This is a genomic window from Autumnicola musiva, assembly GCF_031846585.1.
GTDB classification, from domain to species: domain Bacteria; phylum Bacteroidota; class Bacteroidia; order Flavobacteriales; family Flavobacteriaceae; genus Autumnicola; species Autumnicola musiva.
The window spans coordinates 160,047-181,838 of sequence record NZ_JAVRHK010000007.1; the positions used below are offsets into that span (position 1 = coordinate 160,047).

At 38.2% G+C, this 21,792-nt stretch carries 17 protein-coding genes and 1 pseudogene; 6 read left to right on the plus strand and 12 right to left on the minus strand.

The window, feature by feature from the left end; translation table 11 throughout:
* Nucleotides 1–6: 6 nt before the first annotated feature.
* From RM539_RS11315 to RM539_RS11340, 6 genes are all read right to left on the minus strand, one after another.
* Complete coding sequence (locus tag RM539_RS11315; RefSeq protein WP_311503508.1) at nt 7–345, minus strand: hypothetical protein; 339 nt, start codon at nt 343–345, stop codon at nt 7–9.
* Nucleotides 346–688: 343 nt separating this feature from the next.
* Nucleotides 689–2,218, minus strand: a complete 1,530-nt coding sequence (locus RM539_RS11320; protein ID WP_311503509.1) for a peroxidase family protein — start codon at nt 2,216–2,218, stop codon at nt 689–691.
* Nucleotides 2,219–2,301: 83 nt separating this feature from the next.
* Nucleotides 2,302–2,610 carry a hypothetical protein gene (locus RM539_RS11325; RefSeq protein ID WP_311503510.1) on the minus strand — a complete coding sequence of 103 codons (309 nt, stop codon included), beginning with the start codon at nt 2,608–2,610 and terminating at the stop codon, nt 2,302–2,304.
* A gap of 28 nt (nt 2,611–2,638) precedes the next feature.
* Complete coding sequence (locus RM539_RS11330) at nt 2,639–2,992, minus strand: DUF4870 domain-containing protein (protein ID WP_311503511.1); 354 nt, start codon at nt 2,990–2,992, stop codon at nt 2,639–2,641.
* 35 nt (nt 2,993–3,027) lie between these two features.
* Nucleotides 3,028–3,843, minus strand: a complete 816-nt coding sequence (locus RM539_RS11335; protein ID WP_311503512.1) for a DUF4412 domain-containing protein — start codon at nt 3,841–3,843, stop codon at nt 3,028–3,030.
* 135 nt (nt 3,844–3,978) lie between these two features.
* Complete coding sequence (locus RM539_RS11340) at nt 3,979–4,488, minus strand: outer membrane beta-barrel protein (protein WP_311503513.1); 510 nt, start codon at nt 4,486–4,488, stop codon at nt 3,979–3,981.
* 330 nt (nt 4,489–4,818) lie between these two features.
* On the opposite strand from RM539_RS11340, the gene RM539_RS11345 reads away from it, so the two are divergent.
* Nucleotides 4,819–5,583 carry a LytR/AlgR family response regulator transcription factor gene (locus tag RM539_RS11345; RefSeq protein ID WP_311503514.1) on the plus strand — a complete coding sequence of 255 codons (765 nt, stop codon included), beginning with the start codon at nt 4,819–4,821 and terminating at the stop codon, nt 5,581–5,583.
* Nucleotides 5,584–5,617: 34 nt separating this feature from the next.
* Entirely contained in the window at nt 5,618–7,654 is a 2,037-nt protein-coding gene (locus RM539_RS11350; RefSeq protein ID WP_311503515.1) for a tetratricopeptide repeat protein, read from the plus strand.
* 209 nt (nt 7,655–7,863) lie between these two features.
* Here RM539_RS11350 and RM539_RS11355 read toward each other — a convergent pair whose 3' ends face one another.
* From RM539_RS11355 to RM539_RS11365, 3 genes are all read right to left on the minus strand, one after another.
* Nucleotides 7,864–8,490: a hypothetical protein gene (locus RM539_RS11355; protein WP_311503516.1), complete on the minus strand. Its 627-nt coding sequence runs from the start codon at nt 8,488–8,490 to the stop codon at nt 7,864–7,866.
* A 527-nt stretch (nt 8,491–9,017) separates the two neighbouring features.
* Nucleotides 9,018–10,184 carry a sialidase family protein gene (locus RM539_RS11360; RefSeq protein ID WP_311503517.1) on the minus strand — a complete coding sequence of 389 codons (1,167 nt, stop codon included), beginning with the start codon at nt 10,182–10,184 and terminating at the stop codon, nt 9,018–9,020.
* A gap of 78 nt (nt 10,185–10,262) precedes the next feature.
* Nucleotides 10,263–13,022: a glycoside hydrolase family 78 protein gene (locus tag RM539_RS11365; protein ID WP_311503518.1), complete on the minus strand. Its 2,760-nt coding sequence runs from the start codon at nt 13,020–13,022 to the stop codon at nt 10,263–10,265.
* Nucleotides 13,023–13,238: 216 nt separating this feature from the next.
* Between RM539_RS11365 and RM539_RS11370 the strand changes: the two are divergent.
* The 4 genes and pseudogenes from RM539_RS11370 to RM539_RS11385 all read left to right on the plus strand — a co-directional run.
* Nucleotides 13,239–13,460, plus strand: a pseudogene (locus tag RM539_RS11370) (transposase); the annotation flags it as partial.
* A gap of 974 nt (nt 13,461–14,434) precedes the next feature.
* Nucleotides 14,435–15,697 (plus strand): ROK family transcriptional regulator, encoded by a 1,263-nt coding sequence (locus tag RM539_RS11375; protein ID WP_311503519.1) that lies wholly within the window; start codon nt 14,435–14,437, stop codon nt 15,695–15,697.
* Nucleotides 15,698–15,744: 47 nt separating this feature from the next.
* A complete protein-coding gene (gene nagB, locus RM539_RS11380; RefSeq protein ID WP_311503520.1) occupies nt 15,745–17,664 on the plus strand; it encodes a glucosamine-6-phosphate deaminase in 1,920 nt (639 codons plus the stop codon).
* Nucleotides 17,665–17,900: 236 nt separating this feature from the next.
* Nucleotides 17,901–18,587 (plus strand): carbohydrate-binding family 9-like protein, encoded by a 687-nt coding sequence (locus RM539_RS11385; protein ID WP_311503521.1) that lies wholly within the window; start codon nt 17,901–17,903, stop codon nt 18,585–18,587.
* 92 nt (nt 18,588–18,679) lie between these two features.
* Here RM539_RS11385 and uxuA read toward each other — a convergent pair whose 3' ends face one another.
* Genes uxuA through RM539_RS11400 form a run of 3 tightly spaced genes read right to left on the minus strand, consistent with a single transcriptional unit; the run spans nt 18,680 to nt 21,696 of the window.
* Nucleotides 18,680–19,870, minus strand: a complete 1,191-nt coding sequence (uxuA, locus tag RM539_RS11390; protein WP_311503522.1) for a mannonate dehydratase — start codon at nt 19,868–19,870, stop codon at nt 18,680–18,682.
* A 17-nt stretch (nt 19,871–19,887) separates the two neighbouring features.
* Nucleotides 19,888–20,028 carry a hypothetical protein gene (locus tag RM539_RS11395; RefSeq protein WP_311503523.1) on the minus strand — a complete coding sequence of 47 codons (141 nt, stop codon included), beginning with the start codon at nt 20,026–20,028 and terminating at the stop codon, nt 19,888–19,890.
* Between the two features lie 60 nt (nt 20,029–20,088).
* Complete coding sequence (locus tag RM539_RS11400; RefSeq protein ID WP_311503524.1) at nt 20,089–21,696, minus strand: beta-N-acetylhexosaminidase; 1,608 nt, start codon at nt 21,694–21,696, stop codon at nt 20,089–20,091.
* Nucleotides 21,697–21,792: the final 96 nt, after the last annotated feature.

Below are 21,792 nucleotides of genomic sequence, written 5' to 3' on the forward strand. Positions count from 1 at the left end.
TCGGAATTAAACACATTGCACCGGAGGAGCCCGAAGCGAAAAGAGAGTTTTTGGAGAGATGGATACGGTTTGCGCCAGAGATAAAGCATACACCGTTTCTTTAAAAGGTGCATAAATATCAAAAGTCAGGAATTCAGGCGCATGGGAATTTGAAAAATGAAAATCACATATTTTACAATCAATATTGGATTTTACAATTTTCCCAGCATTTTGCGCAATCTGATCAGACTGATGTTGATTATCATGTTGCAGATTGTGCTCGAAAACATGAACAGAGGGATATACCAGGGCAAACACCAGTAACAGTGCCATTACAAAACCCAAATGTTTGTTTACCTCTTTCATACTTCCGCGAAGGTAACATTATTTTTTTACCAAGCGGATATCTTCGCTCATAAGAATACTTTTTCCCTCTCAAAATCTACTGGTATTCTTATTACTGCACTCTTCCTTTAATTGCACCCACCCAGGATAGTATATTATATGGATTATCACAGAATAAGTATGATATTATGTGGAAATTAATTTATTCCGATGATATTGATACTGCATTATTCCTCTTAAAATTTGTGCGACTAAAGAAAGTACACTGCCCAAATGAGGAAAGCCCTGAATATTTTCCAGAGCTCCTTCATTATTTTCTGAACCTGTGATTATCAGTTTCAGCTAATTCATTAAAATTGGGATATTACAGCGGTACTCCCGCATATTTTAGCAAATCTGAGATATTTTTAATTGGTTGGCTGGCCCCGGGCATAGTAATCCCATTCTCACTTACCGCACTATGGTTCATATTGTTTAGATAACTATTGAAGTCTCCCTTAATTAATCCTATCAGTGTTTCGGCTACAAGCATACTACCAATATATCCAAGTGAATTACCGTCAGACTGAACTTTGGCTTCCTGTAATACATAATACCACAGAGGAGTGCGCGCAGTAAACCCGGAATCGTACATCACACATTTTTGTTCTTCGTTAAGGCCTTCAACAAGTTCTTTATGTTTCATCGGCTCAACTCTCATTGCCCGCGCAACAGCCTGCCCGCTGGGAATACCAAGCAAATATCCCCTAAGCAGATTTCTTTGTGATAAACTGGCTAAAACAGAAGGAGGTGCAGGCTCGCCTACCGAACTTAAATTGAATAGCCCTTTCGCAATAAATGGACTAATCTTCCTCGCTACATTTTTTGGAGTTTCACCATTTAATTTTGCAAAATTTGACCAGTGTACTACATTTCCGGGTTTTAATTCTCCTGTGGAGCCATCTAAAAGGTTGCCCATAGAAGGTCCTAATAATTCCATGATTGTCTTTTGTGTACCATTATTTAAATTATAAAAAGGCCTGATCATTGCATGACCAAAACGAAATCCTGCAACCGAAAATTCCAAAGGCATAAAAGGAGCACTTGTTTTGTAAAAGAATGGTCCGTTGTATAGCACATTAGACACCACTCCCGGCAGGCAAACCTGTTTAAGATAATCATTAAGAACAATATATTGATACGCCCACCGGGTTAACTGCCTCGCCCGGCAATAGGTTTCCTCATTAGAAAGATTAGGTTCCAAAGCCTGGCTTATCTTGTTGAATGTCTTTATAAATGCCGAATGCAGCTGACTTACAATTAGATTTTCATCATTCCTGGCATCGGCTATTTTTGCACGATAAATAGCCTTCTTGTTCTCTCCTTCATTATTTTCAATTTTATATCTTCTAAGATCTACATAACCGGGTTTATCATTTAAGAAAAGTTCCAGGTTTGAGTTATGATAAAGGTCATCTGCTTCTGCAGTATAAGATGAATTAAAGCTGGGCCCTTCTCCAAAAACACTGTCAAGATCAAGGTGCGGCCTACGTCCATTGCGCAAATTTGCAATTACCTCCTCCGGTTTCTTCGGTTGTATATCCTGAACCGGTGTAATTTTACTAAAATCAGTTTCCCGATCTGTCCTGGCCGTTATATCGTGATCTATAAACTGTCCCAGGTAGGTATATACTGAAGGAATTGAAGAATTATTCTCTGGCATAATATCTTCAGGAGTACCATTATCTGCCATTATTTTTCCCAGTTCCTGCAAATAATGAATTGTTTGCGGCCCTTTTGCGAGTAAATGATGTTCGCATCCACATAAATACTCAAACATATAACCAAAGGAAGTATCATATAAAATTTCAGAATCATTACGTTCTCCTACAAAATGTGATAAATTGGAAATCATAGCATAAGTTTAAAAGTTAAACAAACCGGAAAACCAGAACGACGACGAATTAATGCCCTTCAAGCCTCTCCCTCTTTGAAATATTAAATTTCTTCACTGCAGTCTATGCTTTCTATATCATTAATAGCTTCTTCATAGTTTGCTCCCCAAAGCGAACAGTCCCTGTAATCTTCAGAAAAATCCAGCAATGCATTTTTATAATTTTCACAATTTTGTGAGGTGGGATCTTCTGAATATACGGTAAGGGCATTTACCACCTCTTCATATTCCTCCTGAAAATTGGCACATCCCGCAGAATTATTCTCATCTACACCTGAATCATCTTCAGAACAGGACCAGAAGCCAAACAAACTGAAGAAAAAAAGTGCTATAATTATTGATTTGATTTTCATGATATTGTTGTTTTTGAATTTTATTTTATTAGATATTTTTAAACCATTCCTTAAAATTGTCTCCCAGAAGAGGCACAGATTTTCGCCTGCCATTAATGGCATTTATGAGCCCCATAATCCACAAGTACAATAGGAGTAATGAACCAAAGAAACTTGCAATCCATCCCAGAATTGGAATAAGCCCTACTACAAATATTACTATTCCACATAAACAGAGTCCCAGTGATTGCCGGATATGAAAGGCTGAAAATTTATCTTTTTTTTCCCTGTACATGATAAAGGCTATTATTAACCCTATAATAGTTATGTAAGCCATTATTGCCAATGTTTTATCATCTGCTACCTGTGTTTCGCTTTCTGTACTTGCTGATTCCTGTTCCATAGATTTAATTTTAGAGGTTAAAAGCTGACCTGGCATTATTTATAATCTGACTTATTAATCGAAAATTGCCTTTTTTCAATACCAATACAGGTGATCACCACATCTTTTGAAGGATCTCCTTTATCTTCCATCTGCATCTGCATCACCAGACCTTCTCCATTTTTTAATAAATTTAAATTTCCATCAAATCCTTCAGGAAACTTTTCCTGATGGGCCTGAAAAATATCACTGAAGCTTATTCCCGCTTCATCAGTGACATAAAAGGTGAAAACACTGTTCTTATTTTCAGTTTTATAGCCCCTACACTTATAGCCGCGGATGCTTTTCCTGCCAATCTCTTTGAACTGCATATCAACAAATTCCTTGTTCCCTTCCGGGTTTTCAGATGGCTCTGTAAACTTGGTGGCCATGACATGGTTTTTTTCTTCAGAAGATATATACATCACACTAATTTTATTCCCTTCATCCAAAACAGTAAACATTTGAGGTGCCTGTGGGATTTTCATACCAAAATACCCGGCATCTTTTTTAAGGAAATAGATCATTTCCATCTCAGTTCCTGCGGTTTTCATATTTAATTTGTACTCCCAGTCAAAGCTGTAGGTTGCGGGAATTTTAGCAGGATCTATCATTTTTGTCCCAACCGGGAAAGAAGTATTATTTAATTTGGTTTCCCATAATTGATCAAGTTTCTTATTAGTTTCATTTTCGGCTTTGTCTGAAACATTTTTAACAACCGCGTCTTCCACTTTTTCTTCAACTTTTTTAGTCAGTTTTTTGAACAATTGTGCTTCAGCAGAAAAAACGGATAGGATGAAAATGCCGAGACTTAAATACAGTAACTTTTTCATATTTGTGGTTTTTATGCAATCACTTCCCGAAGAACAATACTACAACTGCTTTTATTAGTACACCTACTGAGAGAAGCACCAACAACAAGAATAACAGGCTATGCTTTGACTCCGGAAAGCCTTTCATTGCTGTTTTTATAAATTGAATTTCACGCCGGCCCCAATTACAAGCTGGCCACCGTCAATAATCACGTATTTTGCTTCAGCAAAGGGAATAATACTACTGCCTATACTAAAGTTAGCACCCGCCCCCAGGTTTAAGCCAAAGCGGCCATCACTTACTCCCATAGAACTACCTCCAAAGCTGTTACCATCATAATCAACTTTTACATGGGAATAATTAAGGCCTCCCAACCCATATAAGCCAAGATTGTCGTTATTAACAAAATAGTAATTTGCATTTCCGTTTATTTCCCACCACCTCAAATCTATGCCTGCCTCATTTTTAGGAAAATAATAGATAAAGCCGGGAGAGATACTAAGGTTTTCCATTATCGGAAGTTCGGCATTAACCCCTACACCTAAATTCTCTATTTCTGTTCCATAGGCCAGCATTGCTCCCAGCCGGGTCTCATTTTGTGCAGAACTGGTAAGAATACCTCCAACAAAAAGGAACATCATCGTAAATAATAATCTTGTTTTCATTTTAAAATTGTTTCTGATTAATAATAGTTTGGATTTTTCTCTCCTAATTTTTTTCTTAATGCATGGTAAAGATGAAAAAGATGTCTCCTATTGGCAATAAGCATTGAGCATAAGACGGTTATGGATGAGTAAAGACCAAAAAATAATTATTGAATTAGTTGTTTTAAGATAATTTAGTAAAAAGGGCTTTAACTAATCCATAAAGGACTTACACTCATGAAAAACAGGTTTTTAGCTCTAATTTCTTTAATGTTTGTAATAGAAAACTTATTTTTAAGATGATTTTCTATAACTACAATTTATTCGAAGCAACCTTTAATCCTACCGGTAATGAGAATAGCCATTATAGATGACGAAGTACATTGTGTGGAGGGGCTTGTGTTGCACCTTAAAAAAATGTTTCCGGAGATCCAGGTAGTATTTAAGGGTACTCAACCGGAAGAAGCACTAGTCTCTTTAGCCGATACCCGACCGGATTTGCTGTTCCTGGACGTGGAAATGCCGGGAATCAATGGTTTTGAGTTGCTGGACCAATTTCCTGATGGCTCATTTGATGTAATCTTCACAACAGCTTATAGCCAGTACGCTGCACAGGCTTTTAAAGCCAAAGCCGTAAATTATCTCCTAAAACCTATTGATGAAATGGAACTTCAATCGGCTGTACTACAGTGGAAAAAAGAAAGGGAGATGAAAAACAGTCTTTCTTCTGATAGGATGAAAGAGCTTCTTACGCATATGAAACGTGAAGGAATCCTGAAGAATAAAATAGCCGTTCCGGTCTCAGAAGGTTTTGAATTTATAGAAACAAATGAAATTCTATACTGCCAGAGCCAAAACAATTACACTTTATTGTTTACAGCAGACAAGCGTAAACTGGTGTTAAGCAAAACACTTAAGGAATTTGAGAAGTTACTTGACAAATATTTCTTTATCCGCATTCACAAATCCTTTCTCATTAACCCAAATTATATGAAAAAATACTACAGGAATGATGGTGGCTACCTTGTAATGCAGGATGGAAAATCTATTCCGGTGAGTAAAAGTAAAAAGGAACTAATTACCAGTTTGTTTGATGCAATTACCAATACAGCATAAATTTTTAGGTAATCCCGGTTTAACTGATTGATATATGTACACTTCTGAAAATTCATTTCGCAGACTTCTGTGGAACATAATCATTTTGTTGTTTTTATTAGCTTCATATATTTTATCGGCACAATCCCGTACCGATAGCCTTAAATCAGTTATAAAATGTCAAACAAATGATTCTTTAAAGATCATACAGAAACTGCAGCTCAGCAGGGAATTACATAAAAAGGAACATAATGAAAAAGAGGAATATGAATATGCACAAGACGCAATTCAGGAAGCATTAAAATTAAATGACACCTTTTTATATGCGAAAGCTTTAGACAATTTAGGTTTGCTTTACCGGTATCATCAGCATTATGATGAAGCCATGCCATTGCATATTAAGGCATTTAAGCTTATTAGGAATAAAAATACGGACCCGTTATACAAGATGATCTTTGCCAACAATGCAGGAGTGGCGGCCCGGTATAATGAAAAATATGATTCGGCTATTTCACATTATGTAAAAGCTCTAAAAATTGCCGAAGAAGAAAATGACCTTAAGAATATTGCAATTTCAAGTAACGGGATAGGAAATGCCCTTGGAAATATACATGGACGTGCAGAGGAGGCTTTAGAATATTTTAAAAGATCACTTGAAGCGGAAAAGAAGCGCAACAACAGTTTGGGAATTGCTATGAACTATCTCTCAATCGGTGACTATTATATTGATAAACAGCAGTTCGACAAAGCCCGGAGATACCTCAATGAATTACTTGAAATCAATCAGCAACGCAATGATTTATATGGCCTGGCTATTACCTATGAATATCTGGGAATTGCTTATTTGGAAGAGAAAGAAAATTTGGAGAAAGCTGCTTCCTATTTTAAGAATTCCCTCCAGCGCTTCAGGAAATTGAATGATAATCATAAACAGGCAGAGCTCCTTGTTAGCCTAGGAGATATTGAACTAATACAGAACAAACCGTTAATTGCCGAAGATTACTATCAAAATTCTCTTATCCTAGCCAAAGATTTAAACCAGCAGGGATTAATTAGGGAAAATTCCCTAAAACTGGCTGGTATTATGGAAAGGGATAACAAACCCGCAGAAGCATTGCGGTACTTTAAACAGGGAAAAGCTTATGAAGACAGCATTGAACTCTCGGAGCAAAATGTAGAAATTGCGGCGCTAATTAGAAAATATGATTTGGAGAAGAAAGAAAATCATATTCAATTACTGGAAAAGGATAGAGCGCTACAACAAACATTATTGACCAACCAGGAACAAAAACTGAACAGGCGTAGAATTTTCCTATTGCTAATGGGAACAGGACTTCTATTTATTTTAACTATTGTTTTGTTACAGTACCGTAATTCACGGACAAAAAGGAAAACAAATGCGCGGGTATTAAAAGAGGAAAAAGAAAAAATGAAAGCCATTTATGAACGTAACCTCGCCCGGGCAGAAATTCTAGTTACAAGATTACGGATTAATCCTCATTTCCTGTTTAACAGCCTCAATGCCATTACTTACCTGATACAAAGTAAACAGAATTCAAAAGCTATAAAATACCTGGTGGTTTTTAGCCGTTACACCAGGATGGTTTTGGAAACTTCTCAAAAACACGTGGTATCATTAATTGAAGAAATTAAACTAACGCAGTACTACCTCACTTTAGAAGAAAACCGATTTGAAAAAGATTTTACTTTTAAGGTAACAGGAAATGATTCTCCGTTAATTGAAAAGATCTTTATTCCTCCGTTATTGTTACAGCCTTTTATCGAAAATGCGATCTGGCATGGACTATTACCCAGTAAAAGGAAGGAAAAAACTTTGCTGATAGATATAATTTCTCACACAAATAAAATCCAGATTATCATCGATGATAATGGGGTTGGCAGAAGAAATTCAACAGCAGAGAATTCCGCTAAAAAACATAAAAGTATGGGAATAAAAATAATAGAGGAACGAATTGAATTATTCAACAGCAGTTACTCCGGAAAGATCAGTTATAAGATTATTGATAAAAAAAATGAAAATGGCCAATCGGAAGGTACCCGTATAATCTTAGATTTACTGCAGAAAAACTGACTTGCCTCAATAAGGATTGAGGGATTAGATTCTAAATAATTTATCTCAGCAAATTGAAAGCACTCCGTGGTTTATCTGTTCACTTCTATGGCCACTATGTTATATGGTATTATTGCTAATAATTAAATACTTACCAGTTGATTTTCAGAAAATTATATTTTTAGAACCTTATCCAAAAAAGGTTATGGCATTTTGGTAAAAGATAGACATTAATCATTCCCGAGCTCGACTTTATGCACAATAAATTCTGTTAGCTTATTCCACTGAAACTTTTGAAATCCAGCCCAACCTCCTTCCGCCATTACTATATTGATAAGCTTACGGATGTTTTCATCTTTATCAGCCTTATTTATTCCCTCATTTTTACCAACTTCGCAAGCTTTAATGGTTTTATCCAGGAGCTCTACCCTAAAGGTGCTGGTTGCTTCATCAATAAAAAAATGTTCTACTTTATCTTCATCTTTATTAGTAGGATTCACACTTGGACTAACGGTGAATTCAGCCAGCTTCTCTTCCTCCTGCACACCGATTACCACTACCCAAACCTCCGGAGCAGGCCCAGGCAAATCAATCTTTATAAAATCCCTAATTTCCGGTTTGGCCGCGTCCTTTTTCTTTCCATGGGAGTTGTAAAGGCTAAAACCAGAGGAGATTCCCGGCATTTGTGACCATTGGTTTACGTTGAACAGCTTTTCTACAGATCTATTAAACTCTGTTGAAGCCTTTTCTGCAGTAGAAAACTTATTTTCACTGCAATAAACTTTATCTTTGGTATCCTTGCCAAGGATAAACTTTTTCTCTCCTTTTAACCTATTTAAAATCTCCTTGAATTTCATCTTCTAACCTCATTGTTATTAGCCTATTATTATCCTGGAAGATAAAGGTTTAATATGATTTTGATTTATACTGAACACTTAAACTCTAATTATCGCCGAACTTTCCAGACAAAAAATCAAATAAATATAAAACGAAATACGCATCCATAAAAGTATCTTTAAATATAAATATTCTTCCGAAATTCACTAATTCAAGCCACTCAGGTAAAATTGCTGGTGAGATATTTCTTGTGAAATGGCGCACGGAGAGCTCATTAGAACAGCCTATCATGAAGCATAGATATACAGCTCATGCTACAGGAGATTAAAAAATTCACAGACTTCTTGATGAGTTTAATTCCCTCTAACAAATTAGAATAGCTCTGAGGATATACTCATTATTGCCTTCGTTAAAGTAAATGAGATGTACCAATATCATTCATAATGTATCCCACCCTACATATCCTAGTATCTAATAGGATATAATTGTCCAACTATACCAATCGATATAGTTCACCACGATTGCTTTTCTGAATCTGAACAATTTTTTATTGTTCTATGCTGGTAATTAGTGGAATTCTATCTGCAGGCCATTTTCCATTTTGTATAGGATAAGTTTTTAGCTTCTCTGGATCAATGACCACATGTTTTATCCTTTTGCGATGCCAAGTATAGGCTATATGTACCAATCCATCACTGGTCTGAATGACCGCAGGGTAGGAGAATTGTTTTCCTGATTCATCGAGATAATCGAGTACCAGAGCTGCTTCCCAATTTTTTCCATCCTGGCTGATTGACACATTGAGAACTCCTCGTCCTTTGTGTCCCATCCCGGGCTGTTTTCGAGTAGAATGGTTATATACTATTAGTTGACGGCCATCTTTAAGGGTTACAGCATCAATTCCGGAATTATTATTAGGAAGATCCGTCACGCTCATTTCTGACCAGGTAAGGCCACCATCGTTTGACCAGCTTTGGGCAATGTGTTCAATCTCAGTGCGTGTACGGCAGAGCATCTGAATACGGCCATCTGAATGCTTTAACAATGTGGGCTGAATTGCACCCATTTCTTCGGCATCATTAATTGGCCCAATAAGATCCCAGGTCTCTCCCCCATCCGTACTACGTTCAATGTGAACCTGCCATCCATTGTCTTCCGTACTGGAACCTGAAAGAATGATACCATTTCCAATTTCTATAGGTTTGTTCTTGACCGGACCTATTACATTATCCCTAAGCCTCTTAGCCTGACTCCAGGTATGGCCACCATCGGTAGATGTCTTCATCATTCCCCACCATTCACTTGGACTCGGACCAACTTTATAAAACAGCATTATCTTCCCTTCAGAATTTTGATAGAGCACCGGATTCCAGGTAGGCAATCGGTCGCCTTCTGATTGTACTCCGTCAGCAATACTTACTGGGGCAGTCCAGGTTCCATCCGGATTCTTACGTGATAACCTTATTTCCACATCAGGATCTCGCTCACGAGTACCACCAAAAAAAGCGCAGAGTAATTCACCATCCTCAAGCTCCAAAAGGGTTGCGGAATGACTCTGCGGAAAGTCAGCTGTCTTATAAACAAATTCTTCCAGAACGATTCCATTCTGATGTTCGGACTGATCTTTTTTTGAATTAAATATTCCGCATGAATAAAAACAGTTTACTGCTATCAGTATACCTAATACCGGAAAAATCCTTATAACTTTTTGCATTGCTTAAATTTAGTTTGTAATCTATTTATAATTCTTATTTTTTCGCTAATCGTCTTTATCCCTTAGGTTAACACAGATTTACAAATTGGATGTAAAAGAATATTTGCCGGATCCTACTTCAAAAATAGCTCTACCGCTTTCCATCCGCATAAACTTGATTCCTTTCACAGAAAAAATAGATTCTCCTCCCTCTTTCACACCTTGTTTAGAAGCTGCCGGGATATATACCAATGCAGTTGTATTTCCGGGAACACTAATATTCCATGAAAAAATTTTGTTATTTTTTTCCCATGTACTATTAATAGTTCCATACACAGATTCATAGGTTGCTCCTACATGATCAAGACCGTCTATAAAAACCGGATTCATTTCAATCTTCCTGAAGCCTGGTTGTGCAGATTTGATACCCGCAAGGTTCTCATAATACCAGATGATAAGGTCTCCAAGTAACATTACATGATTATAAGAATTCATACTTGGGGCAGCTGTATTACCATTCCATAATTCCCAGATAGTAGTAGCACCGTTTTCAACCATGTAGCCCCAGCTAGGGTAAGTGGTATTGGTAGCAATTTGATAGGCAAGATCTGCACGGCCATTTTCAGTAAGACTGCGCATGAGCCATTGGGTGCCAATAAGCCCTGTACTTAAATGACCATCATTCCTTTTCTCAATAATATTGGTGATGGTTTTAAATACAGCCTCTTTATTACCCTCTGGAATCATTTTGAAATACAGGGGCAGCAAGTTATCAGTAAGTGTGTTCTTACCATAGCTATCTTCTTTTACATTATAAAATTTATTATTGAAACCTTCCTTTACTTTAGAAGCCAATTGTTCATATTCTTTAATATCTGCATCATTGCCTGTAATACCAGCAAATTTTTTCATGAGTTGCAAGTAGTAATAATGATAAGCCGTTGAGATCAACTCGCTAGGATGCTTAACATTAGCGGTCATGCCCCTGCCCTCTTCAATAGTCTGCGGAGGCGCAACCCAATCACCATAGCTATCTTTAGTAAGAATATAATTCTCATTCATATAGAGTTGTTCCATATATGCCAACCACTTCTTCATGGAAGGATAATGTTTTTCTATCGGTTTCACATTGCCAAACTGACGATAAATCATATCAGCAATCATAAGGTATGTTCCCGGCCAGGTCATATTATCACTGTAGTACCTCCAGTAGGCAGGCGCCACATCGGGAATGGAACCATCAGCCTTCTGGGAATACTGAATATCATTTAGCCATTTACTATATAGCTTTTCATTATCAAAAATAAAGCTTTCTCCATAGGCACTGGTTGAACGATCACCAAGCCAAGGCTGCCGTTCATTGCGTTGTGGACAGTCAACAGGCATTCCTTTATAATTACCTCTGATCCCCCAGAAGGCATTTTTGTACACCTGATTGATTACAGGATTTGATGTCTCAAACGATCCTGTTCTCTCCAGAGCATCATTCACTACACGCCCTTGAAAATCTTCAATCTCAGGCTTATCAGGATATCCAGTAATTTCTACATAGCGAAAGCCATGATACACAAATGAGGGTTCCCAAATTTCTTCTTCTGCTCCTTTGAGCGTATATATATCCGTAACCTTGGCATCCCGCAGATTTTCCATTGCCAAACCCCCGCTTTTTTCTAAAACCTCAGAAAAGCGTAGTGTTACCTGGTCACCTTTATTTCCTTTCACCTTCATCCTAATCCATCCTACCATATTTTGCCCCATATCCAAAATATAAGTATCAGGTTTAATTTCATTTATAGAAACAGGTTTAATAGTTTCTACTATTTTCATATGTTCATTCATCTGAGCTTCAAACAAACCCTCAGCCTCCTGAACATATTCAGCATTTAACCACTTGCTGTCATCATAACCATATTTCTTCCAGCCTGGCATTTCTTTACGAGCATCATATTCTTCTCCATCGTATTCATTATTGGTGCGGATTGGACCATCGGCAGTCATCTTCCAACTGTTATCCGTCCGCAATGTCTCTGTAGTACCATCATCGTACTCCACGAATATATTAAGCAGCATTTTAGGATAACCGAATGTTTTGATTTTATAAGGCTTGTAGGATTGTCGCATAGTATAGTACCGTCCGTTTCCTAATATTGTAGCAACGGCATTTTCACCTTGACGTAATTCATCGGTTACATCAAAAGTGTTATACTTCACATTCTTCGAATAATCCGTAGGAGCAGGTGCCAACACCTGATCTCCTATTTTATTTCCGTTTATATAAAATTCATACAATCCCAAGCCAATAATATAAGCTTTGGCACTTATTATATTTTTTTTAAGGTCATACTCTTTACGAAAGTACCTTGCTGATAAACGTGAGAACTTTTCTTCCCGATCCCAAGGAAAAGCACGATCCATTCCGATCCACCGGCCAGACCAATCATTGTAATGCAATTGACCCATGCTCCAGTATGCGGGTTCGCTCCATGAGCTTTTGCCATTAGTAGTCCACACCTTTACTTTCCAATATGCATTTTCACGACTTTCAAGTCGCTGACCTTTATACTTGACCGAAACGGATTTAGAAGAATTAACTTTTCCTGAATCCCACAGGTCAGCCTCATCAGCAGATAATTTTTCAACAGAAGAGGCGACCAATATCTGGTAACCAGTTTGTTTTAATCCCCGTTCAGTCCCGGATAATTTCCAACTCAAAGCTGGATTTAATACGTCTATCCCTTCGGGATGCACCATCATTTCAGTTTGAAGATCACTTATGTAAATATTTTCTCCCTTCTTGAAAGAAGAAAATAGTATTGATGTAAATAAGAGAATAAATAAAACTTTAACTCTACTTCTCATGTTTCTTAATATTAATATTTCATCCGCTCCTACGGTTTAAAAAATTCTTTTACATTCCAAATAATTCTGAATTACTTGTAAATAAAGTTAACTTTTCCCATATCTCTAACAAATAGTAATTAAAATGCGACTCCTTTTTAAAATAGCATGAAAACAATAGTAAATAAACCTTATGATTTACCTATCCTTCTGTGTCCTGCTATCTTCATAGTTAACAGGGACAATCGGGAAGACCTTACCGCCTTTAGCGTATTATCTATACCACGAATTATCGAGAATCTGAACGGGAAGATCAGAAAGTACACTAAATACAAATTATCATTCCCTACAGATGATGCTGTAATGAAATCTGTATATTTGGGTTTAAGAGAGGCCACAGAGAAGTGGACAATGGCCATTAGAAAATGGGGAGGATTAGGCTTGATCCCTGATCTGTAAAAATTCGAAAGAAAAACAAAAAAGGCTTCCCATATTAGGGAAACCTTTTATATAGTGGGCGCGAAGGGATTCGAACCCCTCCCGCAAGCACTATATTTAAAGACTTTTCCCTACAAAAACCTCTTTGTTGACCGAATTACAGCACAAAAAAATTTGTTTAACATTCGAGAAATCAAATATAATTATTTCCTATTAAATTTTGCCATTCCTTTTTGGTTTTTCGAATTTACTATCTTGTCCAGATAATAAAAAAAGATGAAGTTTGGATATAAGACATTAATCCTCTTTACAGTACCACTTTTATTCATTCTACTCCAATCTTTCGATTCCCCGGCAGGAATGGGAGAACCAGCCTGGGCTGTTGTTGGAGTCACTTTATAGATGGCCCTCTGGTGGGTAACCGAAATTGCACCAATAGCCGTAACAGCACTCCTTCTAATAGGGTTTTTTCCAAATGATCCTGTTGCTGAAATTTTTCTTAAACGTATATGACCATACGCGCGGCACTCCTTTTATCGTTTCCCTCCCTCCTCCGATTTTTCAGCGTGTGGTAGAAATGGGATATTCCGGAGTGCTAAATTTTCATAATGTTGTTCTTCGAATAATTGTCTCTGCCAAATGATTGTGATAATTTTTTATTGGCTGATTTCCAGAGTACCTGTGATAGAGCTGCTGACCAAAATCTGCTTATTAAAAACCATGATTTTAACTGTATCTCTCAAATAACTATCTAGATTAGTCCTACAGCTCAATATGGTTGTAAGTCTTTGGATAAAACATACAACTGTTTCCTCATTTTTATAATCTTATTAATTGAAATATGAATATATTTTTATTGTAATAAACACTCTTATGTAAAATTTTTAGAAAAGGTTGCTGTGATTTTCAATTTAATTATATTTTTATAAGCTCTTAAGATTTAACCGCTCTAAAAAAGAATATTTTTGTCCCTAAAAAAATGAATTTTTGCAAATATGACAAAGCCACAATTATTAACTGAAACAGAATATCTGGAAAGCACCAGTAATGTGGAGCGGAAAAAATACCTTCAAAAAATAAAGATCCTTGAGAATCTTTACTTTCAGGGCGCACAGACAAACACAGAGATATGCGATAGGTATAATATCAGCTCGCCCACATCCATTCGATTATTAAATCAGCTCATTGAAGAAGCTTGGGTCAAAAAAGATGGCGTTGGGAAATCTGCCGGAGGAAGGAAACCCGACCTCTACGGATTAAGAGAGAAATCTTTTTATATCATAGGGATTCAACTTGTAAAATTCAAAATCAAAATGGCCATTTTTGATAACCATAATAACAAGATAGCTGAATTTGAAGATCTTCCGTTTGAAATCGAGGCGGAACTGAGTATTGCCGATCATCTATATGAACAAACTAACGCCCTCCTGGAAAAATCGGGTATAGATATCGAAAAATTACTGGGAATTGGAATCAGTATGCCAGGTTTGGTTTCTTCGAAAGAAGGAAAAAACTTTACGTATTTTCTGAATGAAGAAGAACCAGAGTCACTTGAAGAGGTTCTAAAGAGAAAATTGGGCAAACCTGTCTTTATTTTAAATGATGCCAAAAGTGCATGTTTGGCGGAATCTAATTTTGGTCTTGCTAAACATAAAAAGAATGTACTGGTAATTTCGATGGATTGGGGAATAGGTCTGGGGATTTTAATAGAAGGAAAAATGCACCAGGGATCCTCAGGTTTTGCCGGTGAATTCGGTCATAATCCCTTAATTGACGACGGGATATTATGTTATTGTGGAAAAAGAGGGTGTTTAGAAACAGTAGCTTCAGGAATGGCACTTGCAAGAATGGCCAAAGAGGGCATAAAAGCTGGAGAAAGTTCAATCCTAAGCAAATTTTCAGAGAAGGACGTAGAAAAACTGCAACCTCAAACAATTATTGATGCTGCGAATAAAGGCGACCAATTTGCTATAAATATTTTATCACAAGTAGGAATTAACCTGGGGAAAGGGATCGCTATCTTAATTCAACTCTTTAATCCAGAGCTTATAATTCTGGAAGGCAAATTTGCAGAAGCCAAACAATTTATTACTACTCCAATTCAGCAATCGATCAACACTTATTGCATGGCCCAGTTAAGGGAAAAAACCACTATATCATTATCTAATCTAGGTGGAGATTCTGTCTTACTGGGGTCGGTCGCAATGGTTATGAAAAATATTTTTAAGAATCAAATTCTTAAAGCCAACAACATATAAAATTTGCTCAAGCAATTTGTACAACCTAAAAATTATCTGAACATATTATGGCCAGACTAAACCTTCTTGAAGAAACACGTTTCGAAAAAGTTCCTGTAACAGTATATGAAAATCAGCATCAAGCTTCAAAGAGAGTAGCCGAGCGCATCGCTACTTTAATAAAAAACAAACAGTCGCTAGGTGAGAATGCCGTCCTGGGTCTAGCCACAGGAGCTACTCCTGTAAGGGTATACGAAGAACTGGTGAGGCTCCACAAAGAAGAAGGCCTGAGCTTTAGTAACGTGGTTACGTTTAACCTGGATGAATATTATCCTATGAATCCGACCTCAAAGCAGAGCTATGTAACCTTCATGTACGAAAACCTCTTTGATCATATCAATATTGAAAAGGAGAACATACACATTCCCGATGGTACGCTTTCAAAAGAAAAAATAGCGGACTATTGTATTGCATATGAGAATAAGATAGGGGAATTGGGGGGGCTTGACCTTCAGGTACTGGGAATAGGTAGAACAGGCCACATAGGTTTTAATGAGCCAGGATCTGCACCAAATTCTGGTACCAGGTTAGTCACACTAGATGACCTTACCAGACGCGACGCTTCAAGGGATTTTGGAGGAAAAGAAAACGTTCCCACCAAAGCGATAACCATGGGCATAGGAACAATATTTAAGGCTCGTGAAATCATCCTGATGGCCTGGAATACTAAAAAGGCAACAATTATAAAAAAAGCAGTAGAAGGAGAAATTTCTAGTGACGTTCCCGCAACTTATCTTCAATTGCCAGAGAACACAGAGTTTGTTCTGGATAAGGATGCTGCTTCAGAACTTACCAGATTTGATACACCATGGTTGGTCAAAGATTGTGTATGGGATGAGAAATTAATCAAGAAAGCAGTTATCTGGTTATCGGGAGCAGTTAAAAAACCCATTCTTAAGCTCACAGATGAAGATTATAATAATCATGGAATGGCGCAGCTGGCTACAGAACAGGGACCAGCTTATAATATAAATATCAATGTCTTCAATAAACTGCAGCACAGCATCACCGGTTGGCCTGGTGGAAAACCTAACGCAGATGATTCACAACGTCCTGAGCGAGCAGAACCTGCAAGAAAAAGGTCTGTGATATTTTCGCCGCATCCCGATGACGATGTTATTTCCATGGGAGGGACCTTTAGCCGATTGGTAGATCAAGGACACGATGTGCATGTGGCATACCAAACCTCCGGAAATACAGCAGTGTGGGATACAGATGTACTGCGATACGTTGAGTTTGCAATAGATTTCAACAAGAGCATTGGGGAAGATGTTTCAAAGCTTGAGAAAACCTATGAGGAGATGAGAATTTTCATAGAAAAGAAGGAGCCTAACCAAATAGACGTTCCGGAAGTAAGAAACGTTAAAGCATTCATCAGAAAATCGGAAGCTATTGCCGGCGCAAGATATGTTGGACTTGAGGATAAGAACATACACTTTATGGCACTTCCTTTTTACGAAACTGGAAAAACAGTAAAAAATTCTGTTACCGAACTTGATGTGGAGTTGACTATGAAACTACTCCAGGAGATTAAGCCTCATCAAATCTTTGCTGCCGGAGATTTTGCTGATCCCCATGGGACTCACCTGGTCTGTTTTAATATAGTTATTGAGGCTATGGAGCGATTACGCAAAACAGAAGAATGGACTAGTGAAGCCAGGCTATGGATGTACAGAGGTGCGTGGCACGAATTCGCAACTCATGAAATTGAAATGGCTGTACCTCTTTCCCCACAGGAAGTGGAAAGAAAGAAAAATGCTATATTCCAACACCAGTCTCAGAAAGACCGTCCTGTTTTTCCGGGGGATGACGAAAGGGAATTTTGGGTTCGGGCTCAGGAGAGGAATAGGGAAACTGCCATTAATTATCACCAATTAGGATTAGCAAATTACGAAGCAATGGAAGCTTTTGTGAAATGGAAATTTTGAAAATGAGAAGATAATTTTCTTTTGTTTGAATTGATGCTCTCCTGTTATCCCTACTAATGGGCAAAGTGGTAAAGTGGACCGCTGATTAATTTTACTGAAAAAAATTTGAAAATGAAGAGCAATGTCATCCTGAGATTTATTTCATTATTCGATATCTATTCGGCTCGGAATACCCTTGTCCGACATATAATGCACAGTGCATAAAAAATTAGTTATACCTCGTAAGTAGCATCTCCATGAACAGCTTCTCCCGAAATAAGAATGTTGTAATCCATACACTTGGAAAACTGACTCAGCCAGTGGAGATAAACAATGACTGGTATAAATCTCCCTGGGAAGGGATCGAGCCGCTGGAAGTGAAAAAGTATATGGGCCCCAAACCTGTACATAAGCCAAGGGTTCAGGCCAAGATGGCTTATGATAAGGAGGCAGTCTACGTAATTTTTCGGGTGGTAGACCGCTATGTAAGATGTGTCAGGACAGATTACCAGAACCCGGTGTACAAAGATAGTGCGGTGGAGTTTTTCTTCAGTCCCTCGAAAGATCCTTCCAAGGGCTATTTCAATCTGGAGGTAAATTGCGGGGGAACAGCTTTGTTCAAGTTCCGGTCTGAGGAAAAAGGCAACGTCTTAATTCCTGAGTCTGATTTTAGGCAGATTGATATTGCCCATTCCCTTCCCAAGGTCGTGGATCCCGAGATCAAGAGCGAAGTTATCTGGACGATTGAAATGCGTATTCCAATTAATATTCTGAAGCAATATTACGATGTTACTCCTCCGGCACCAAGAGCAAAATGGAGAGCGAATTTCTACAAGATCGCGGATGAGAGTTCACATCCGCATTATCTCACCTGGTCTAAGGTGGATTATCCGAAACCTAACTTCCACCTTCCGCAGTTCTTTGGAATCCTAGTGTTTGAATAAGGAACTGGAAGATTGGCTGGCAAAAATATTTCTATTCATTGTTACTGAGCAATGCTTTCTCATCAATTTCACATGCTGCTGAAACTCAAAATCTATAAGCTGGTTAAGCTCCTTTCAACCCCCATCTCCAAACCTCGCAATTCAGCAAGACCTCTTAACCTGCCAATTGCCGAATAACCGGGATTCGTTTTTTTCTTAAGATCATCCAGTATTTGGTGCCCGTGATCGGGACGCATCGGTAACCGGTGATCTTTTCTTCCCTCAAAAATTCTTTTTTGCTGCTCCAGAACCAGAGCCTTCATTACAGCGTACATATCCACATCTCCGTATAAATGATCTGCTTCATGGAAATTCCCTTCTGCGTCCCTGCTCGTACTCCTCAGGTGGATAAAGTGAATACGGTTACCAAGCCTTTCGATCATTCCGGGTAAGTCGTTCTCTACTATCACTCCATAGGATCCGGTACAAAAACAAAGTCGGTTATTGGGACTGTCTACAGCTTGTAATAACTTATTTGCATCTGCCTCGGTACTAACGACCCTCGGAAGACTCAGGATCGGGAATGGCGGATCATCGGGATGAATGGCCATGAGAACTCCGGCTTCTTCGGCTGCAGGAATTATTTCCTTCAGAAATGTATAAAGATTCTCCTTAAGCTCCTGTTCCCGTATATCCTGATATTGATCCAGTACAGCCTGGAATTGATCCAGAGTATAGCCTTCTTCAGCTCCGGGCAGACCTGCAATTATGTTGTTGACTAGCAGGTTCTTTTCCTCTTCAGACAATTTCTCAAGTGCGGCTTTTGCAGTTTGCTGTTGTTTTTCAGAATAAACCTTTTCGGCTCCGGGTCTTTTCAGAAGGAACAATTCAAAGGCAGCAAACTGGGCGGCATCAAATCGCAAAGCCCTTGAGCCATCGGGCATTTCAAAGGCAAGATTTGTACGGGTCCAGTCAAGCACCGGCATGAAATTGTAACATACAGTATCAGTTCCGCAGCTACCCAAGTTCCTGATGCTCTGCTTATAATTATTTATATAATCCTGAAATCTTCCTGTACGCTTCTTAATATCCTCATGCACCGGAATACTTTCAACCACAGACCAGGATAAACCGGAAGCTTTCACCTCCTGTTTTCGCTTATTGATCTCTTCTACCGTCCATACTTCCCCGTTGAGGATGTGGTGTAATGCGATCACAACTCCTGTAGCGCCCGCTTGTTTTATATCCTGAAGACTAACGAGGTCCTTAGGACCATACCATATCCAAGTTTGTTCTAATGCCATAGAATGTATTTTAAGTATTAAACTCCGCTAAAGCTGCTGAAACCGCCATCTACAGGAATAACAATTCCTGTGACGAATCTGGAAACAGTCTGAGAAAACCTCAGGTGTTCCGGAGGGGATAGCCGCAACATTTCCCCGAATGTCACTACTTTTTTCATGTTATAGTTCAACCTTATCATTTAGATATTACCTGGTGCAAATGGAGGTACAAAAAGATTTTATTCTGTAGCTTCGTGGTAATTGATACCGGCCAAGTTCCACCTCTCCTTCAGAATTATCAGGGAATTTTCAAACCTTTCAAAATCCTTCTCTGATAAGGAAGTCCATCCCACTTCTGCATATGCCGCTAAACGGGGAAATATTTGTTGATCCATTTGAGCCACAGTGGGAATATATTCGCTCCACATCTGAGTTCCGAAACCAAGGATCTTCGAATGGTATTTTTCATCAAGCCCTTCCGGAATGGGATTAAAAGAATACGACCTGGACAAAGGTATCCTTTCATAAGTATAATCGAGGTAGGTATCCCAGTGATTCGAATTCACGACGTCATAACCTTCCTCAACAGCGTTATTAATAAGGTCCAGCTCTCCTTTCCAGAAATGCACAATTGCTGATTCTGCCAGTTTTTGCTCAACTTCCCCAATATCGGCTCCATGTTCTTTATGAATGTCATCCCCCATTATTTCATTCCATCCCATCATCCTTTTTCCGGCTTTATCTACATAATTAGAGATTTGGTTTGTAAAATATATCTGGAGATCAACAGGTGATTTCAGACCTTCTTTTTTCATAAAAGCCTGTATAGATTCAGAGTTTTTCCAGGGTTCAAAATTCACCTCATCTCCGCCTATGTGAATAACCTCACCCGGAAAAAGGGCCATCACCTCATCCAGAACATTTTTTAAGAAATTTATTACCTTGGGATCGGAAATATTGAAAGAATCATCCATTTTCCCAAAAATCGTCGCCACTTCTTTGGTCGTCCCAAGGGAACCTAACCACGGATAAGCTGCAACAGCTGCCATTGCGTGACCTGGCATTTCAATCTCAGGAACTATGGTTATATGTCGCTTCTTCGCATATTCAATGATTTCTTTGATCTCTTCCTGCGTATAAAAACCTGAATGTGGCTCTCCTGTGAACTGGTCACTATTCCTGCTTATTTGCGTATCCTTTCTCTTTGATCCTATTTCTGTCAATAGAGGATATTTCTTGATTTCTATTCTCCAGCCCTGGTCATCGGTAAGATGCCAATGGAATTTGTTCATCTTTAGTAGGGCCATCTGATCTAAGAGCTTCTTGACCTCTTTCATTCCTTTAAAATGTCTGGATTCGTCTAAATGAAATGATCTCCATGGAAACCGGGGATTATCAGCGATTTTGACTGCAGGGATTTCAATGTCATCAGTCTGTGGTTTGAATTCAAAATTAGGAGGCAAGAGCTGTCTGAAAGACTGGATCCCGTAAAAAATCCCGGTCTGATTTCCTGCTGCTATTGTTACTCCGTTTTTTTTGATTGTCAGAGTATAACCTTCTTCCCCAAGCTTATCTTTTAGGTCTGGTATTATTTTAAGAGCAATTCCAGCTCCTCTCTGCTGAATATCAGGTTTCTTTCCGAATCCTTTTTCTAATACAGATGCCAGATAATCAGCCTCACTTTTAACCGAGGAAATAGCAATGAGTTTTACATCTCCTTCAAGAAAATAAGCACCGGTTCCCATTTCTACTTTAGTGGGTTGAGGAATAACATTGATTCCGTCCTGGGAATGAATAGCAGTTGTGAATAAAAAGATTACTGCAAGAAGTAACTTATGAGGTTTCATAATTCGTTTGATTTAATTTTTTATATGTCATTTTTCTCTGGTTCAGGTTTTGTTCTTATAACCTCATTTTTAATGTTTTAAATATGAAGTATCACC

What these genes read in the sequence shown, in the direction of transcription:
- RM539_RS11340 (WP_311503513.1), bottom strand. Translation starts at nt 4,488, where the DNA reads ATGAAAACAAGATTATTATTTACGATGATGTTCCTTTTTGTTGGAGGT.
- RM539_RS11365 (WP_311503518.1), bottom strand. Translation starts at nt 13,022, where the DNA reads ATGAGAAGTAGAGTTAAAGTTTTATTTATTCTCTTATTTACATCAATA.
- nagB (WP_311503520.1), top strand. Translation starts at nt 15,745, where the DNA reads ATGGCCAGACTAAACCTTCTTGAAGAAACACGTTTCGAAAAAGTTCCT.
- RM539_RS11400 (WP_311503524.1), bottom strand. Translation starts at nt 21,696, where the DNA reads ATGAAACCTCATAAGTTACTTCTTGCAGTAATCTTTTTATTCACAACT.
- RM539_RS11325 (WP_311503510.1), bottom strand. Translation starts at nt 2,610, where the DNA reads ATGAAAATCAAATCAATAATTATAGCACTTTTTTTCTTCAGTTTGTTT.
- RM539_RS11360 (WP_311503517.1), bottom strand. Translation starts at nt 10,184, where the DNA reads ATGCAAAAAGTTATAAGGATTTTTCCGGTATTAGGTATACTGATAGCA.
- RM539_RS11315 (WP_311503508.1), bottom strand. Translation starts at nt 345, where the DNA reads ATGAAAGAGGTAAACAAACATTTGGGTTTTGTAATGGCACTGTTACTG.
- RM539_RS11335 (WP_311503512.1), bottom strand. Translation starts at nt 3,843, where the DNA reads ATGAAAAAGTTACTGTATTTAAGTCTCGGCATTTTCATCCTATCCGTT.
- RM539_RS11320 (WP_311503509.1), bottom strand. Translation starts at nt 2,218, where the DNA reads ATGATTTCCAATTTATCACATTTTGTAGGAGAACGTAATGATTCTGAA.
- RM539_RS11385 (WP_311503521.1), top strand. Translation starts at nt 17,901, where the DNA reads ATGAACAGCTTCTCCCGAAATAAGAATGTTGTAATCCATACACTTGGA.
- uxuA (WP_311503522.1), bottom strand. Translation starts at nt 19,870, where the DNA reads ATGGCATTAGAACAAACTTGGATATGGTATGGTCCTAAGGACCTCGTT.
- RM539_RS11355 (WP_311503516.1), bottom strand. Translation starts at nt 8,490, where the DNA reads ATGAAATTCAAGGAGATTTTAAATAGGTTAAAAGGAGAGAAAAAGTTT.
- RM539_RS11330 (WP_311503511.1), bottom strand. Translation starts at nt 2,992, where the DNA reads ATGGAACAGGAATCAGCAAGTACAGAAAGCGAAACACAGGTAGCAGAT.
- RM539_RS11395 (WP_311503523.1), bottom strand. Translation starts at nt 20,028, where the DNA reads ATGAAAAAAGTAGTGACATTCGGGGAAATGTTGCGGCTATCCCCTCCG.
- RM539_RS11375 (WP_311503519.1), top strand. Translation starts at nt 14,435, where the DNA reads ATGACAAAGCCACAATTATTAACTGAAACAGAATATCTGGAAAGCACC.
- RM539_RS11350 (WP_311503515.1), top strand. Translation starts at nt 5,618, where the DNA reads ATGTACACTTCTGAAAATTCATTTCGCAGACTTCTGTGGAACATAATC.
- RM539_RS11345 (WP_311503514.1), top strand. Translation starts at nt 4,819, where the DNA reads ATGAGAATAGCCATTATAGATGACGAAGTACATTGTGTGGAGGGGCTT.